Genomic DNA, 17,948 nt, shown 5'->3' on the forward strand with positions numbered 1-17,948 from the left:
AATGGCAAACAAGAAGAATACGATGCGTATAACCTATCCGTCATCGGAGAAAATATATGTACCGGGTGAGATCAATAAGATCAAGGTGGGAATGCGTAAAATCAAATTGCTGGATACTGTAACCGTTGAAGAAAACGGGGAAAAGACTTTCAAAAAGAATAATCCGGTAATCGTATACGATACCAGCGGTCCTTTTTCCGACCCGAAGATAAATATCGACATAACAGCCGGTATTCCCCGTATCCGTGAAGAATGGTGCAGTAAACGTAAAGATATCGAACAATTAAGCGAACTTACATCCGAGTACGGTCGTAGTCGTCTGGAAGACAAGAGCCTGGATGAGATCCGTTTCCCCAAACATCATCTGCCCTATCGTGCTAAAGAAGGGAAGAACATTACTCAGATGTACTACGCTAAACGCCGCATCATAACTCCCGAAATGGAATATGTGGCTATCCGCGAGAACCAGCAGATCGAAGCACTGGGTTTAAAATCATATATAACGCCCGACTTTGTCCGCAAGGAAATTGCAGCCGGACGTGCTATCATCCCGGCCAATGTCAACCACCCGGAAGCCGAACCGATGATTATCGGAAAGAAGTTCCTGGTAAAGATCAATACCAATATCGGCAACTCGGCTTTGTCATCGGGTATCAGTGAAGAGATAGAGAAAGCTGTATGGAGCTGCAAATGGGGAGGCGATACATTAATGGACCTTTCTACCGGTGATAATATCCATGAAACCCGCGAGTGGATTATCCGTAACTGTCCGGTTCCGATGGGTACCGTACCTATCTACCAAGCTTTGGAAAAGGTGAACGGTGATGTGGAAGCTTTAAACTGGGAAATCTATCGTGACACTCTGATTGAACAGGCCGAACAAGGTGTCGACTACTTTACTATTCATGCCGGCCTGTTGAAGAAGCATGTGGACTTGACTGCTACCCGCTTGTCAGGTATTGTTTCGCGCGGAGGTTCCATTATGGCCAAATGGATGCAGCTACACAATCAGGAAAACTTCCTGTATACCCATTTTGCTGAAATATGTGATATCCTGAGCCGTTACGATGTCGCAGTATCCATTGGCGACGGACTTCGTCCGGGTTCTATCTATGATGCAAACGATGCAGCGCAATTTGCCGAATTACATGCCATGGGAGATCTGACAAAAATTGCCTGGGAGAAATTCGTGCAGGTTATCATTGAAGGTCCGGGACACGTTCCAATGAATAAGATCCACGAGAATATGAAAGAACAGCAATATGCCTGTCACGGAGCACCTTTCTACACGTTAGGCCCGCTTACAACAGATATTGCTCCCGGTTACGACCATATTACTTCTGCCATAGGTGCAGCGCAGATAGCCTGGCATGGCACAGCTATGATCTGTTATGTTACACCGAAAGAGCATCTGGGATTACCAAATAAAGAAGATGTACGTAACGGAGTTGTCGCATATAAGATTGCCGCTCACGCTGCTGACTTGGCAAAAGGACATCCCGGTGCCCAGGTTCGCGATAACGCATTAAGCAAAGCCCGTTTCGATTTTCGCTGGAAAGACCAGTTCAACTTGTCGCTCGATCCGGAACGTGCCTTGCAATATTATAAAGAAAGTGCAGTTACCGATGGTGAATACTGTACGATGTGCGGTCCGAACTTCTGTGCCATGCGCTTGAGCAAAGACTTACACAAAGAATGTAAAGATTAATACTTAGCGGGCGGTCGTAAGGGCCGCCCCTACTAAACGCTCTGCAAGCGCATACCCTTCATTATATAAAGCTTCCAACCGATCCGGATTACTGTCTGTCCGTCCTACTTCTATCTTCTTTTCCGGACGGATCACAAAAACCTTTCCTTCCGCTTCCAGTTGATCGATATAATCGAGTACCTCATTGTATCGTTTATATCTTAGTTTTAGTTGTTCGCGTATAGCAGGATACTGTTTATAAATAAAACCGGGAAGATAAAAGTCTTTGTCTTTTTTGCGGTATCCTTTATTGCGGGTCAGAATAACGACATTCTTATGAAAACCTTCATCAATAGCATGTTGGATAGGTATAGCATCGCAAACACCACCATCTACCATCGGAATACCATCCACATACGCTACCGGACACAATACCGGCAACGAGCAGGAAGCACAACAAATATCTACCAGACGGTCTTTATCCTGTTTCTCTTCAAAATACTCCGCTTTACCCGTTAAACAGTTGCTGGTAACCATGACAAAACGATCTTTCGACTTGAAGTAAGTATCGAAGTCGAGCGGATAATCCTGTTCCGGATATGTATAGAACAAATATTTCATATCGATATAGCCCCGACCACTCAAAAAGTGTCGAAGGCCTATATAATTATATTTTTTCAACAGATCGATATTACTGTATTTTGAACGTCCCCGCTGGCGGGAAGCATACGAAATACCGTTGCTGGCTCCTGCCGATACGCCAATCGTATAGGGAAACCAGATATCGTGATCCATAAAATAGTCTAATACACCGACCGTGAAGATGGCACGCATCCCCCCGCCTTCCAATACAAGTCCTGTTTGATTATCTATTACCATAACTCTAAAATTAATAAGCCATTGCCTGGTTCACACCGGACAATGGCCACAAAAATATAATAAATCAGCGATAAAAAATAGTCTCTTTATAGAATAACTTCGTTCACTAATGGACGATTAAGACGGAAGTCTTCGATATTCTGTAAGGTTGTTTCCGCAATATTATGCATTGCCTCTTTGGTAAAGAAGGCCTGATGAGAAGTCACGATCACGTTATTGAAAGAGAGCAAACGTGCCAGTACATCGTCATCAATAATTTTGTCGGATTTATCTTCGTAGAAGTAGTCACCTTCTTCTTCGTACACATCCAGTCCGGCTGCCGAAATCTTCTTTTCTTTTAACCCTTCTATCAGTGCATTGGTATGGATCAGCTGACCACGACCGGTATTAATGATCATTACGCCGTCTTTCATTTTATCGATCGATTGGTCGTTGATCAGATAACGGGTTTCTTCCGTCAGCGGACAATGCAATGAAATTATATCCGATCTATGATATAATTCATCCAATGTTGTATACGTGATCCCTTCTTCTTCTGCGAATTTATAGTCAGGATATAGGTCATAAGCAAGAATATGCATACCGAATCCTTTCAATATCTTGATCAGTATCTTGGCGATCTTTCCTGTTCCGATAATACCGATCGTTTTTCCATGCATATCGAATCCCATCATCCCGTTCAGCGAAAAATTACCATCACGAGTACGCCAATAAGCACGGTGTATTTTACGATTTAACGAAAGCATTAATGCCAACGAATATTCGGCGACTGCATACGGTGAATAAGCCGGGACACGTACTACCGGAAGTTTTCCTTTGGCCGCTGTCAGGTCTACATTATTGAAACCGGCACAACGTAGCGCCAACAGTTTAACACCATTATCAGCCATTGCATCGATAACGGCTGCATCAGCTGTATCGTTTACAAAGATACAGACCACATCAGCCTCTTTCGTCAGGACAACATTGTTAGGGTTAAGATGTCCTTTAAAATATTTGATATCGTAATTAAAATGCTCATTTACTTTATCGAAAGAAGCTATATCGTAAGGTTTAGCTCCAAAAAATGCAATCTTGTATGACATACTTGTTTTATTTGTTTTAATTAAAACAGAATAAAGAGGTAGAATGTTGAAGAAAAGCGTTGGTATATTTAATAAATACATCTACTTTTACTTCCGTTTTAAACAAGAAGAATATATGCATCAACCTGTTAGGAAAGTAATAGTAACAGGTGTCATTCTTTTAGCGGTTTTGGTTTTACTTTTGTTTTCCGTACGGAATATATTCATACGGCAATACATTGGTCATAAACTGGAAAAGTTAGAAAAGACACGCCGGATATCTATTCATTATGACGATATTAAGATGATTGGTCTGAGCGGTATACAGATCGAAGGGGTGTCTGTGATCCCGCAGGATGCAGATACTTTTTTACAAAGCCATTCTTTCCGGATGAAGCTGGACCGTTCTTCTCTTCTTCTTTTAAAAATTTCTGTAAAGAGTATTGAAGCCGATGGAGTGAACATTTCCTTTATTAAAAAGGATACAACTTCTAATTTTGATTTCCTGTATCATACTGCCACTTCCCGGAATGTTACAGTCCGTACTGAAACAGAACAGAATTTTGCGCGAAAGACAAGCCGGCTGTTTAGTCTGCTCTTCAAATTACTGCCTGACAATGCGACTTTACGTAATCTAAGTGTTTCTTATCTGAATAAAGGGGATGAACTCGTGATAGAAATACCTTCGCTGGTCATTAAAGATAGTCGTTTCACTACCGGAATACGAAGTACGGAAAATGGAGTACAAAGCGAATGGGTTTGCGAGGGGGTGTTACAGGAGAGAGAAAAAAAGATTGAAGCCAGGTTACATGCCAAAGAGAATACGAAGATTACCCTCCCCTTTTTGAACTACCGCTGGGGAACACAGATACAGTTCGATACATTGGCGTTCAAACTGGAGGAACTATTACAAAAGAACGATTTACATGCTGTCCGGGGACAGGCGAATATCAGTGGGCTGACACTTCATCAACGACGTATTTCTCCCGACACGGTTTTACTGGATCGGGGAACTATCGATTGCCAGGTGAATATCGGCAAGAACTATCTGGAGCTGGATAGTGTCTCCCGGATAAACTTTAACCAATTGGATTTCCACCCTTATCTAAAAGCAGAGAAAGATTCCGATTGGCATATAACCGCTTCAGTAAATAAACAAGATTTTCCCGCGAATGATTTATTTGTCTCTTTACCTAAAGGGTTGTTCAATAATCTGGAAGGATTGAAGGCCAATGGAACATTATCTTATCATTTTCTATTGGATGTCGACTTTTCCTCATTGGATAGCTTGCAACTGGAGTCATCGCTTACTGCCCGTAATTTCCAGATCACTCAATATGGGAATACCGATCTACGCAAGATGAACGAACCCTTCGAATATACAGTTTACGAGAATGATGAACCGGTACGCACATTCGAGGTAGGTGAAGGCAATCCTTCTTTCCGCCCTTTCCTTATGGTATCACGTTATTTGCCGCTGGCGATTATGCAGAGTGAGGATGCTGGTTTCTTTTACCATAATGGTTTTATCCCGAGTGCGATTCGCGAGTCCCTGATACTGGACCTGAAAGAACGGCGTTTTGCCCGGGGCGGAAGTACATTAAGTATGCAGTTGGTAAAGAATGTCTTTTTGAGCCGTAACAAGACAATTGCCCGTAAACTGGAAGAGATATTGATTGTCTGGCTCATAGAGAGTAACCATCTTACTTCTAAGGAACGAATGTTTGAGGTTTACCTGAATATTGTCGAATGGGGACCGTTTGTCTATGGTGCGGCCGAGGCTTCGCATTTTTACTTTGCCAAAGAGCCATCGGCTCTGTCTTTAGGAGAATGTATCTTCCTTGCCAGTATCATACCCAAACCGAAACATGTCCGTTACTGCTTTGACGGCTTACAACTGAAACCTTATTATACGGAGTTTTATCAGGTGATACTTAGCCGTCTGGTTGATCGTGGATTAATAACACCCGAAGAGGCTGAAGGGGTACGGCCGGAAGATTTGAAAATAACAGGTCCTGCTAAATATTACTTAGCAGGACCCGATAATGATCAGACAAATTAATGACTGAAAGCATTTATCTTTTATTCGGTTTGTTGTTTATCATTCTCAGGCTTTCCTTCTTGCAGTTTACGTTCTTTTCGATCTTCCCACCAGACAAAAGATAAACCGATAATAATTACCCCTGTGATAATCATATATACATATATATTCATAATTATACCTCCTTCTTTTTATTTTCTGAATTACTAATTAAAGCAAATCCTACAAGTATTAAGAAAAATGAGAAAAATGCTCCTAAACTATATATTACCCATCTATTAATAGGTTCCTTTACAATACTACTCAAGATAATTCCTCCTATTACCAGTTTGGAGATGTCGAGGAAGAATTCTCCTACTCTTTCTTTTAATTTCATAGTTACATGGTTTTAATAAGTTAAACATGGCATCAAAGATAAAGATTGTTTATCAATAAACAAATGAGAACGAACATTTATTATCCAAAGTCTATAACAACATTCGTACCCTTGTTCACTTCGGAATGTATGTCCACCTGAGCCCCATAGGAATTCAAAATGCGTAGTGATAAACTAAGACCGATACCATGTCCGGCAAACTCACGGGTATTACTCGCACGATAAAATGGCTGATAAATACGTTTCATCTCTTCCGAAGGAATACCGATACCTGAATCTTCGATGGTCAGGACAGAACCTTTCAGACGCATTTCGACGGGTTTCTCACCTGAGTATTTACAGGCATTGTTCAAGATATTGCCGATAGCGATCTTTAATAGGTGGGGATTCGCTTCCAGGCAATAGGCAAAGGTATCGGTTGTAAAACGGACCCGGTTACCGACAAACTGCATCAGGAAATCAGCCAGCATAATATTTTCAGTGGCATTCTTTAATATCTCTTTATCACCGTGAGAAAGGAAAAGAAGATGTTTCATCAACTGGATGATACGTTTAGTTTCCGAAGCGATACGCTGTAAAGCAGCCTGGTATTCTGCCGGAGTTCGTTCTTTTAATAAGCTGATTTCACACTCTCCCTGTATAGCAGTAAGCGGATTATTCAACTCATGCGACGCATTGCTTATAAAAGCTTTCTCACTTTGGTAAGCAGCATCGATACGGTCGACCATACGGGTTGCATACAATTTTCCGACAAAGTAAATAAGTATGGCACTGATAACGATCAGGGCAAGCAATAGCCAACCGATACGCTGTTGGATATCGCCCCCATATTGATTGTTGGATATCACCAGAACAATAAAGTTCCCTTCGTTATCCGGATAATAAAGAGCGGCACCCATTTTCTCTTTTTCATGAAAGGTAATCACTTCGCCGGAATAGAGCCGGGCAATCTCCTTCTCGGTCATATACCGCGATAATGCCGTATGCGACTCGGCTATGCTATCGGCATTCAATAATATTTCAGTAGCTACCGGCAAGGTTTCTTCATACCGTTTTTGTATGCGGGCATAACTTTCTTCATCCACTTCATCCTTCTCCCAATGCTTCTCGGCAGTGGCATAGGCCTTTTCTGTCAGGTAGGAATAATACAGGCGGCTAATATAGTTTGTAGCAATAAAATAGAAAACAATAGTAACAAAGGCAATGACGCCGACGGTTATTGCCGTATAAAAGAATGCGATCTTGTTTCCCGTTTTCATGCTTCCATCATATAACCGACACCCACAACGGTACGGATCAGTTTATGGTCGAAATCCTTATCTATCTTAGTCCTGAGATAATTAACATAGACATCCACTACATTCGTATTGGTATCGAAATCTTTATCCCATACATGTTTCAGCAGAGTCAGACGATTGAGGGCCGTTCCCTGGTTCAGGATAAAATATTCCAATAGACGGTATTCCTTTACGGTCAGGTCGATAACCTTCTCTCCCCGTATCGCACGATGGCCGGTCGGATCAAGACTCAAGTCACCACATTGCAAAGAGGCGGTGGCTGTTTCAACTCCCGATCGACGTAAAAGGGCCTTTATGCGCGCCTCCAGTTCCTGAAAGCTGAAAGGCTTGACAAGATAGTCGTCGGCCCCTGCATCGAGGCCGCTGACAATATCGTCGGTAGTTCCTAAAGCTGTCAGCATAACGACTGGCGATTGATAGCCATATAGTTGCCGGTATTGGCGGCATAGCTGTAAGCCGTTCATTTTAGGCATGATGATATCCAGGATCAGAAGCTGGAAATTTTCCTTCTGCAATAACTCCCAGCCGGCTACACCGTCGTAAGCAACACTTACTTCGTGACCGAATTCCTGTAGTCCTCTTTCAATGAAAGAGGCGATATTCACTTCATCTTCTACTAATAATATTTTTGCCATCTGATATCTTGTTTACTTAGGAGCACAAATATACGCAAATTTACAACCTCCGTTGTATTAACTTTCCCTCTTTATCATATAACATCCGGCTATAAAAGGCTTCGACCATAAGCGGAAAGACGAAGAGAGTGAAGAAGGTTGCCCCTATTAACCCACCAATGATAACAATAGCTAACGGGCGTTGACTTTCGGATCCTATCCCATGACTAAGTGCAGCCGGCATCAAACCGATTGCCGCCATCGAAGCCGTCATCAGTACAGAACGGACACGGTCTTTCACACTCAATTTGACAGCATCCGGCAAGGGGGTTCGTGCTTTCAGGTTCCCTTTGATATCAGAAATCATGATAACCCCGTTCTGGATACAGATACCGAATAAGGCGATGAAACCGATCCCTGCCGAGATAGAGAAATTAAAACGGGTAATCAACAGGGCAATGATCCCTCCTACCGCTGCATAAGGCACATTCAATAATACCAATCCGGCATCACGGGCATTACCGAACAAGACGAACAGGATAACGAAAATAATAGCAATACTGACAGGAACCACCTGTGCCAGTCGTTTGGTAGCACGTTGCTGGTTTTCAAAGTCGCCCGTCCACTTTAATGTGTAGCCGTCGGACAGTTTCACTTGTTTGTTCACCTTCTGCTGGGCTTCGGCTACGGCTGTCCCCATATCACGTCCACGAACGGAGAATTTCACAGCACAGAAACGAGCATGGTTATCCCGGTAAATGATCAAAGGACCGGTTATCGTGTGGATATCGGCAAGTTCTTTGATAGGAACCATCGTTCCGTCGCGGGCAGGGACGAGAATCTTTCCGATCTCGTCTTCACTCCGGCGGAAGGAAGATTCATAACGAACCATTATATTGAACTTCCGTTCATCTTCATAAAGTAAAGAGGCACTTTTACCACCTATCGCCATCTCGATGATAGACTGTACATCTTCCTTGGCAACCCCATAACGTGCCAGGCGCGATTCATCGAGCTCGATACGCAGTTCCGGTTGTCCGATATTACGGATCACACCGAGGTCTTCTATACCCTCGACAGTTTGCAGTACTTTGTAGACTTCGACAGCTTTCTTTTCCGATTCGTAAAGGTCTTTACCGAACACCTTTACGGCAATAGAACCCTTTACGCCACTTGCCGCTTCTTCCACATTATCGGTAATTGGCTGGGAGAAGTTAAAGTCGACACCCGGATAGATAGCCAGATTTCCTTCCATCTTTTCAATCAACCGGGCTTTGGTCAGCTTACTTTTCCATTCTTTTTCAGGATAGATATCCACATGAAATTCTATGTTGTAGAAACCGGTGGCATCCGTACCGTCGTTGGGCCGTCCGGTCTGCGAAAGAACCTGACGTACTTCCGGATAGGAAGCCAGGCCACGGCGCATCTGGTTGGCCAGTTTAACGGATTCGTCGAGCGAGATACTTTGTGGTAAGGTAGCACGGATATAGATAGAACCCTCATTTAATTGGGGAAGAAACTCTGTACCCAGCAACGTAAAGCTCCATAAACCGACAGCGGCTACCAGGGAGGCAATACCGATCGTCGTTTTCTTATGGGCATGGCAACGGTCAAATATAGAAACGGATACCCGGTTTACCCACGACAGGAACGGGTTATGTTTTTCGCGTACATTCTTCTTCAATAACATCGACGAAAGTACCGGAACCAGTGTCAGGGTAAAGATCAAAGCTCCTAACAAAGCAAACCCTAACGTATAAGCTAACGGGCTGAACATCTTTCCTTCCACCTTCTGAAAAGCGAAAATAGGAACCAGCGCCGTAATAATGATCAATTTAGAAAAGAACACCGCCTTAGCACGGTCTTTTGCCGTATGACGGATCAGTCCCATCTTACTCATCACATTGAAAGCCGGCATACCTACTTCGCGTGCTTTCTTGTCGAGTGCGACGAAAAGCCCTTCCACCATGACGACTGCCCCATCGATAATGATACCGAAGTCGATGGCTCCCATCGAGAGCAGGTTTGCACTCATTCCCATCGCCCGAAGACAGATAAAGGCAAAGAGTAGCGCCAACGGGATAATAATGGATACGATCACCGTTGTACGCCAGTCTGCCATAAAAATCAACACAATGAAAGTGACAAGCAAAATACCTTCGATAAGGTTGTGTGTTACTGTGCGTACCGCCAGATCCACCAGGTCTTCACGATCATAAAAAGCAACGATCTTTACATCTTCGGGAAGAGCATTCTCCTGGATATCTGTAATCTTTTCTTTCAGGGCGGCAATAACCTCTCCGGGATTTTCTCCCTTCCGCATAACAACAATTCCCTGAACAACGTCGTCTTCATCCATGCGCCCCACCTGTCCCAGACGCGGCAGGCTCGATTCGCTTACGGTAGCCAGATGTTTTACCAGGATAGGCGTACCGTTGATATTCTTGACAACGATATTCTCTATTTCTTTCGTATCATTGATCAGGCCGATGCCTCGTACCACATAGGCCTGCGAACTTTTGGTAATCACGTCGCCCCCTACATTAATATTACTCTTGGCTATGGCATCATAGAGTTCGAGGGTGGTTACATTATAATTGATAAGCTGGTTCGGATTGACACTCACTTCGAATGTCTTCACTTCACCCCCGAAGCTCACAATATCGGCTACTCCCGGAACAGCACGCAATTTACGTTCAATCACCCAGTCCTGAAAGGTTTTCAATTCGCGTACAGAACGCTTATCGCTTCGCAGGGTATAACGGAATATCTCGCCCGTAGGCCCGTACTGAGGTTGAACTTCCGGCGTAACACCTTCTGGTAAGTCGGCGTCATTCAGCAGGTTATACACTTGCTGGCGGGCATAAAAGTCGTCGGCATCATCATCAAACATCACGTTGATTACCGAAAGCCCGAACAGAGTGGTACTACGGATGTCCGTCTTTTTCTGTACCGGGTTCATGGCTATTTCGATAGGGATCGTGATAAACTTCTCTATCTCTTCCGCACTACGTCCCGGCCATTGGGTTATGATCGTTACCTTCGTGTTGGTAACATCGGGGAAGGCGTCAACGGGAGTATGAACGAAACTGACAACGCCGGCGATAATGGCAATAACAGTGCAGAAGAAGATAAAGAATTTATTCTTTAATGAGAAGGCTATTATATTGTCTATGAATTTATGCATCGTTCCGTTACTTTAAAGCGTTATAAACCAAAAGAACATTCTTGTCGATAATACGATCGCCTTCCTTCAGGCCAGACTGCAGGTAGCAGTTTTTCTCTGTTTGCTTGAATACGGTTACTTCACAGGCATGCAGTTCGTTATTTTCGTCGACGCACACCACATAATACCGCCCGTTCTCAAAAATAACGGCTCGGGCATTTACGCAAGGCATTATTTCGCCTTCCTGGTTACTTTGCACATAAACGTTGGTAAACATAGCCGGCTTAAGCATATAATCATCGTTTTTCAGCTTTACGCGTATATTCATGGTCTTACTTTCATCGTTCAGGATATTATATACCTTATCTATCGTTCCTGTGAACTCTTTATTCCTGTATGCCAGTGTAGTGATACGTACCGGAGCACCTTCACGAACTTTGCTGATATCACTCTCGTACACATCGGCCATCACCCATACATTGTCGAGGCCGGAGATCGTGAAGAGTTCTTCGGTTTGGTCGGAACGTATCTGCATGTTACGGCTCACATTCTTGTCGATGACAAAGCCCGAAACAGGGGCTTTTATCTCATAAACGGAATTACCTGTAATATGATAGATGGAATACACCTCCCCGATCCGTTTCTGTTCGGCCAGTGCATTACTCACCTCCTGCTCTGCCTGAAGCATATCGCGCTCGGAAGCCATTCCGCTTTTCAACATATCTCGTGTAGCATCGAGGTTACGGTTTGCCAGGATCAGTTGCTGCTCCGCCTCCTTCCGTTGCTTTTCATAATCGGCCACCTCGGAACTGCGGATCACAGCAAGTATATCGCCTTTCTTTACATAATCGCCCACTTCTACGTTTACATCCGACACATTACCTCCGAAAATAGGATACACATTCGCCACCTGTTCAGGGTTGAAGCTGACACGGCCATTCAAGATCAGTTCGTTGTTGAGAGGGATTTCGTGTACCGTTTCTACCGATACGACTTTCAGCAGGCTGTCAGTCAATATGAGAGGGGCCGTTCCATCTTCTTGTCCGGTGGTTTTACTACCGCATGCCACTAGCAGTGGAAGTAAGAGTACCAATACTATACAATTCTTATTTTTCATATATTTACTTATTATTATTCGTTAATAATTGAAGACATCGCTGCCTGTCACGGTGTTGATCTCTTCCATGGCGAGGAATACGTCTTTCTGTGTCTGGTATAATTGCAGGCAAGTTTCTTTATATGCCTGATAGTAATCGATAAATTCAAGTAGGCTGATATTGCGTTTACGATAATTACTGTTTACTCCGTCGATGATCGTTTCGAAATCGCGTTCCAGTTCGTAATTCGATGTATTATACAGCTTCACAGCCTTTTCCAGACGGGCATAGCTGGTGAAGAGTTCCTTCTCTGCCTGCTTCCGTGCAAGTTCCTCCCTATTGGTATTTTGCAGGACGGAAAGACGGGCCGATTTGATATTTCCCTGGTTACGGTTGAATATCGGAACCGATACGCTCAGGCCGATCGCAAAGTAATTATCGCAGAAGTTACCTGCCCGGTCGTAAGAACCTTTCAAGCTGACTTCGGGAAAAGCGAGCGATTTTTGGAGACTAACATTGGCACGCGACACTTGTATATTAGTACGTGCCATTTTTATATCAGGACGTTCAGCCAGACGATTGTTCAGTTCGATAAAAGGGATGGAGGCTATATCGACCTGGTTCAATACCGATTCATCGAAAATAGGTTCGAAAGACTCGGAGACATTCAGTCCCAACAGTAGTTTCATATCGCCTTGCAGGGAGATCAATTGATTGGATGCTTCGTTCCTCTCCTGCTGCAGGGATAACAGAAGAGCCTGTATCCTCGACTTTTCCAGTAACGAGATATTTCCTTTCGCATTCTGTTCTTTCATTACTTCCAATAATTGTTGCAGGTAAACGATCTCTTTATCGTAGACGGAGAGTGACTTCCCGGTGTAGTATAGTTCGATAAATTTGCTGTTAAGCTCGCTACGTAGCGTCCGTAGAACTTCTTCAAACTGATAGACAGCCATTTCCTTGTTCAGCTTTTCCACACGGACACGTTTGTTGCGTTGCCCGGCAATATAGATAAGTTGTTCAACTTCGACAACAGCCTCTCCTTCCCGTCCCATATCGAAATATTTGCCGTTCAGACGATTGTAAACATTCTGCTCGAGTGAGATGACAGGGTTTTCAAAGAGACGTGCCTGGATAACTTCGGCTTCGGCCCTGTCGATATTGTAACGTTCGGCAATCAGTTCCAGGTTGCAGGTGGTGAAACGTTGTCCGGCTTCCTGCAAATTAAGTTTTGTCGTCTGGTCGTCAGCTCGCATATTAAAGGTAAATACCTGTAAAATAAATGATAGGAGAATGACTCGTTTGTTCATTTGCTTCTGTTTTTTGGAAGCAAAGGTATAAGGAGGGGGGTGTTTTAGCCTTGTGTATCCGATTAGAATATTCTTAAGTGAAATTAGATTTTGATTAGAAGATTGTCAGCGACTTATTTTCATACGGTAAGGAGGAGTTGGTTGTAAATGGTCGATATCGAGATAAGGAGGGCATTTGGGATAGATAAGATCTAAATAACGCAGATCGATCGCACAAGGAACCTCTTCCAGACGGACACGGGCAATTCCTTTTTTCTTAAATCCCAGCAATTGGGCAGCACTGGCAGACACATCGATAATTCTTCCTTTACGATGCGGACCACGATCGGTGACACATACGATAACGCTTTTCATATTATCGAGGTTGGTGATACGAAGGAAAGTACCGAAAGGATATGTGCGGTGGGCAGCTACCAGTTCGTCTTTGTCATGAACACGGCCACTGGACGATTTCCGGCCGTGGAAACGTTCGTGATAATAAGAAGCAAACCCTTCCTCTTGCCCCCACGCAACCCCTACGCTTTGTAAAGCGATGAAAAGGAGTATTATATGGGACAGGCGGAAGGGCATGTGCAAATATAATAACTAATTTGTATTTATTGGAGAAGTTTTCCGTCATATTCACCGGTCAGCGTATTCAGGAAGGCTACGATCTTTGCAGTTTCCGTATCTGAAATATGGCGTCCGATCTGGAATTCATGCATTACCTGAATAGCATCCTCGATGGTAGTGATTGTTCCGTCATGCATATACGGCGGAGTGATCATTACATTACGTAGCGTCGGTGTTTTGAACTTATGGCGATCGGCCTCATTCTTTGTTACAGACCAGCGTCCGTTGTCACCATCTGTCAAACCGGTACCACGGTAATCGAAATAGTTATCTTTGATACCCATATATTCGTACGACTGTCCGCCGAGGTTCATACCTACATGGCAGGTTGCACATTTGTTATCTTTAAATAACTGGTAACCTTCCAGTTCTTCAGCGGTAAGTGCATTCTTATCACCTCTCAGGTAATTGTCGAAACGGCTCGGGGTAAGCAATGTCTTTTCAAATTCAGCAATAGCCTCCGTTACGGTCGATTCGGTAAAACCTTCCGGGAATACTTCCAGAAAACGTTTACTGAGTTCCTTATCGTCTGCCAGTTTAGTACAGATTTCATCAAATGAAACGCTGCCCATCTCTACCGGATTCAATGGAGGTCCCGCAGCCTGTTCCTTCAGGTCGGCAGCACGTCCGTCCCAGAACTGAACGAAATTAAGCGCAGCATTGTACACCGTCGGGGCATTCACTCCACCGAATTGCCCGTGGATACCTTCTGAATATTGTTTGCGATCGACACCTCCTGTATTCAGTCCGTGGCAGGTAGCACAAGAGATCGTGTTATCACCCGACAAGCGAGTATCGTGATATAAATCAAATCCTAAAGCAACTTTTGCCGGGTCGGTTGCGATGGAAGCCATCAACGGTTGAACCGGTTCGTTTGCAAACTCTTCGGCAACAGTAGGCGATACATAGTTGTTTTTACGAGCTTCTTTCGCCCAAGCGATAATAACCGCCTTTTCGTCATCGTTCAGATTAGTACCCCAGTGCATGGTGTAATATTTAGCAGGAGGCATTGAACCACTGAGTGCAGTGTTCTCTACTTTTGCCAAATCCACTTCGGACACGGCTTGTCCGTTGTCAAGGGCCGTAATCATGGCGGTCAGGTCCAGATAGTGTGTCCCTTCTTTCATATCAGCCTGTACGACCGGACCGATAATCGGAAGTTTACCGTAGAATGGAATGTTTGCTGTGGCAGAGTGACATTCCAGACATCCGTTGTTACGAATAATAGAGGCTACCTGCTTTGCCTTGTCGCCTTCAAGTTTCTTATACTCATTGGATGAGCATGAAGGCATCGTTAAAGCTAATGTAAGTAGTCCGACAGGAAGTACTGCCATTTTACTAAGACTAGTGTTGCGCATAATTATTGGTTGTTTAAGATTTGTTTAATGCAAATGTAGATATATTTATTAATATATGTTCAGTAAGCCGATAGGTTTTATTTATCGGGTGATAAGCATAGTCTATGAGGAAATGAGTAATAAGGGACTAATGTGCCAATTTAGAAATAATTGAACCTACTTTTGGCTTGATCCAAAAGTAGTCAAAAGATCAAGGCTGCACCAGGTTCGCTACTTCGCATCCTACGTTCGCTGTCGCCTCCGAACTCGCTTCGCTCAAACAGCGGATGCTCCGGCCGCTCTCTCCGGCTGCTGCGTTTAACGCTCGCCAGCTGACGCCTTTCATAGGAAGCAAAGCTTCCTCTAGGGATTGCCGATACCGTCTGTTAAAGTCGAAAACACCTGTTGTATTATAAAGGTGTCGGTATCGGCAATCCCAAAAGAACGCTTTGCGTTCTCTGACAGGCCTTCAGCGGGTGAGCGTCCGCGAAGGGGAAAGACGAAGCGTGAGGAGGCTGCGCTGTTTGAGCGAAGCGAGTTCGCAGACGACAGCGTAGTCTTTCACCATAGCAGCGAAGCCGGTGCAGCCTTGAACTTTTGGTTACTTTTCTTTCAAGAGAAAAGTAACATTCAAATCTGACAATATTCGAACCAAACTTTATACTATCCTGTTTTTTATATAGCTTTGCACAACTATGTATAACAATTAAAGCAAAAAGAAAATGTTTAAGAACAAAGCTCTGTGGATTACGCTCGCCATTATCGTGGTACTTTTATTTGCCGGTTACTCCTGGGTGAAAGGCACATACAACACAATGGTAACGCAAGATGAAGGAGTAAAAACAGCTTGGAGCCAGGTCGAGAACCAGTATCAACGCCGTATGGATTTGATCCCTAACCTGGTAAATACCGTAAAAGGATACGCAACACATGAAAAGGAAACGTTGGAAGGTGTAGTAAGCGCCCGTGCCGAAGCAACCAAGACGACAATCGATCCTTCTAACCTGAATGAAGAGTCGATGAAGAAATTCCAGGCTGCACAGGGTGAATTGAGTAGTGCCCTCTCCCGCCTGATGGTCGTACTGGAACGTTACCCCGACCTGAAAGCCAATCAGAACTTCTCTGAGTTGCAGGCACAGTTGGAAGGAACGGAAAACCGTATCTCTGTGGAACGTAAACGTTTCAACGAAACGGCACAGTCTTATAATACCTACATCCGTACTTTCCCTACCAATATCCTGGCCGGCATGTTCGGTTTCCAGCCTAAAGCCTATTTCAGCGCGGAAAGTGGTGCGGAGAAAGCTCCGAAGGTTGAATTCTAATCCAATAAGTCCGGATAAAGAATGAATAATCTGAATAGAATACCGGTGAGCCGACACCTGCTGGCTGTCCTGCTTACCGGCATATTGCTGATTTCCCTTTTCCCTTTGCATCTTTCGGCTGCCAAGGATTATACTGTCGAGACGATACCCAATGTACGCCTCTCCGACCGGTATAACCATGTGAGTAACCCGGACGGAATTATCCAGCCACAGGACGTGGACCGTATCAACCGCCTTCTGCAGATTGTCGAAGACAGCCTGGGAATAGAAGTCGCCGTCGTTGCCGTTGAAAGCATTGGCGATAACGATGCCCGCATGTTCGCAACCGACCTGTTCCAACATTGGGGACTGGGAAAGAAGGGAAAAGATAACGGTTTATTGATCCAGCTTGTCACCGAGCCTACCCAACGCTCTGTTGTCTTCGAGACAGGCTACGGTCTGGAAGGAGTACTTCCAGACGCTATTACCTACCGCCTGCAACAAAAATACATGATCCCCGACTTGAAAGCCGGAGATTATAGTACAGGCATGCTGAAAGGCGTTGCCGCCGTAAAGGAATATCTGATGGCGAGCGACTATGAGCGTGCTGCCATGACAGGTGGCGGTCGTAACCGGCAGGCAGAGGATGACGGCCTTTTTATGTGGCTGTTCATCATTATGATTGTTGTATTCCCCGCCGGAATCTTTATCCTTGTCTCTTATCTGAAATACCGTCCGCGTATCTGTCCCCGTTGCGGACAAAAAACATTGGTATATGTAGGCCAGCAGGTTATACAGAGAGCGACTTACAGTTCCGAAGGATTGGCAGAAGAGACTTACCGATGTAAAAATTGCGGTTATACTGAAAAGAAAAATCGTAATATCAGCCGGCTGAGACGCAGTACAGGCCCTATCATCATTGGTGGTGGCGGACGAGGCGGCGGTTTCGGTGGAGGCTTTGGCGGTGGTGGAGGTTCCTGGGGCGGAGGACGCTCGGGAGGTGGTGGTTCCATTAGCCGTTTCTAACCGGAAGGTCGGCACTAACTAAAATAAAAGTCGGTAGGTATTAAGATAAAGGTTATTACCTTTTATTACCAGGGTGTACACCCTGCCCGATCATCCTGTACATTATAATAAATTACCCTGTACACTCCAGGAAACCAAGG

15 protein-coding genes are annotated in these 17,948 nt (G+C 44.3%); 4 read left to right on the forward strand and 11 right to left on the reverse strand.

All coding sequences use genetic code 11. The features are described from left to right. The first annotated feature begins 1 nt into the window (after position 1). A complete protein-coding gene (gene thiC / locus M1P97_RS13410; RefSeq protein ID WP_195372859.1) occupies positions 2 to 1,708 on the forward strand; it encodes a phosphomethylpyrimidine synthase ThiC in 1,707 nt (568 codons plus the stop codon). Between the two features lie 3 nt (positions 1,709 to 1,711). Here the strand turns inward: thiC and M1P97_RS13415 are convergent, their stop codons facing one another. Beyond that, positions 1,712 to 2,566 (reverse strand): patatin-like phospholipase family protein, encoded by an 855-nt coding sequence (locus tag M1P97_RS13415; protein WP_249389350.1) that lies wholly within the window; start codon positions 2,564 to 2,566, stop codon positions 1,712 to 1,714. An 86-nt stretch (positions 2,567 to 2,652) separates the two neighbouring features. Next, the gene (locus M1P97_RS13420) at positions 2,653 to 3,651 is read right to left on the reverse strand and encodes a 2-hydroxyacid dehydrogenase (protein ID WP_195372857.1); all 999 of its coding nucleotides are present in this window, start codon (positions 3,649 to 3,651) and stop codon (positions 2,653 to 2,655) included. A gap of 43 nt (positions 3,652 to 3,694) precedes the next feature. Here M1P97_RS13420 and M1P97_RS13425 point away from each other — a divergent pair, with 43 nt between their 5' ends. Then, entirely contained in the window at positions 3,695 to 5,692 is a 1,998-nt protein-coding gene (locus tag M1P97_RS13425; protein ID WP_249389351.1) for a biosynthetic peptidoglycan transglycosylase, read from the forward strand. A 20-nt stretch (positions 5,693 to 5,712) separates the two neighbouring features. Here the strand turns inward: M1P97_RS13425 and M1P97_RS26290 are convergent, their stop codons facing one another. The 9 genes from M1P97_RS26290 to M1P97_RS13465 all read right to left on the reverse strand — a co-directional run bounded on the left by M1P97_RS26290 (position 5,713) and on the right by M1P97_RS13465 (position 15,502). Then, positions 5,713 to 5,844: a hypothetical protein gene (locus M1P97_RS26290; protein ID WP_262497543.1), complete on the reverse strand. Its 132-nt coding sequence runs from the start codon at positions 5,842 to 5,844 to the stop codon at positions 5,713 to 5,715. Positions 5,845 to 5,846: 2 nt separating this feature from the next. Next, complete coding sequence (locus M1P97_RS13430; protein WP_075557488.1) at positions 5,847 to 6,047, reverse strand: DUF6722 family protein; 201 nt, start codon at positions 6,045 to 6,047, stop codon at positions 5,847 to 5,849. An 80-nt stretch (positions 6,048 to 6,127) separates the two neighbouring features. Beyond that, a complete protein-coding gene (locus M1P97_RS13435; protein WP_195372856.1) occupies positions 6,128 to 7,306 on the reverse strand; it encodes a sensor histidine kinase in 1,179 nt (392 codons plus the stop codon). Next, positions 7,303 to 7,980 (reverse strand): response regulator transcription factor, encoded by a 678-nt coding sequence (locus M1P97_RS13440; protein WP_195372855.1) that lies wholly within the window; start codon positions 7,978 to 7,980, stop codon positions 7,303 to 7,305. The genes M1P97_RS13435 and M1P97_RS13440 overlap by 4 nt, the downstream gene beginning before the upstream one ends. Positions 7,981 to 8,020: 40 nt before the next feature. Further along, positions 8,021 to 11,146 carry an efflux RND transporter permease subunit gene (locus M1P97_RS13445; RefSeq protein WP_249389352.1) on the reverse strand — a complete coding sequence of 1,042 codons (3,126 nt, stop codon included), beginning with the start codon at positions 11,144 to 11,146 and terminating at the stop codon, positions 8,021 to 8,023. A 7-nt stretch (positions 11,147 to 11,153) separates the two neighbouring features. Next, on the reverse strand, positions 11,154 to 12,242 hold the full coding sequence (locus M1P97_RS13450) for an efflux RND transporter periplasmic adaptor subunit (protein WP_249389353.1): 1,089 nt from the start codon (positions 12,240 to 12,242) through the stop codon (positions 11,154 to 11,156). A 21-nt stretch (positions 12,243 to 12,263) separates the two neighbouring features. After that, the gene (locus tag M1P97_RS13455; RefSeq protein ID WP_249389354.1) at positions 12,264 to 13,532 is read right to left on the reverse strand and encodes a TolC family protein; all 1,269 of its coding nucleotides are present in this window, start codon (positions 13,530 to 13,532) and stop codon (positions 12,264 to 12,266) included. 105 nt (positions 13,533 to 13,637) lie between these two features. Then, on the reverse strand, positions 13,638 to 14,102 hold the full coding sequence (locus M1P97_RS13460; protein ID WP_249389355.1) for a septal ring lytic transglycosylase RlpA family protein: 465 nt from the start codon (positions 14,100 to 14,102) through the stop codon (positions 13,638 to 13,640). A 26-nt stretch (positions 14,103 to 14,128) separates the two neighbouring features. After that, positions 14,129 to 15,502 (reverse strand): cytochrome c peroxidase, encoded by a 1,374-nt coding sequence (locus tag M1P97_RS13465; protein ID WP_129733645.1) that lies wholly within the window; start codon positions 15,500 to 15,502, stop codon positions 14,129 to 14,131. 701 nt (positions 15,503 to 16,203) lie between these two features. Between M1P97_RS13465 and M1P97_RS13470 the strand changes: the two genes are divergently transcribed. Further along, complete coding sequence (locus M1P97_RS13470; RefSeq protein WP_195372850.1) at positions 16,204 to 16,803, forward strand: LemA family protein; 600 nt, start codon at positions 16,204 to 16,206, stop codon at positions 16,801 to 16,803. 21 nt (positions 16,804 to 16,824) lie between these two features. Next, the gene (locus M1P97_RS13475; protein ID WP_195372849.1) at positions 16,825 to 17,808 is read left to right on the forward strand and encodes a TPM domain-containing protein; all 984 of its coding nucleotides are present in this window, start codon (positions 16,825 to 16,827) and stop codon (positions 17,806 to 17,808) included. The last annotated feature ends 140 nt before the right edge of the window (positions 17,809 to 17,948 follow it).

Source organism: Parabacteroides leei (genome assembly GCF_023369805.1).
In the GTDB taxonomy this organism is placed as follows: Bacteria; Bacteroidota; Bacteroidia; order Bacteroidales; family Tannerellaceae; genus Parabacteroides; species Parabacteroides leei.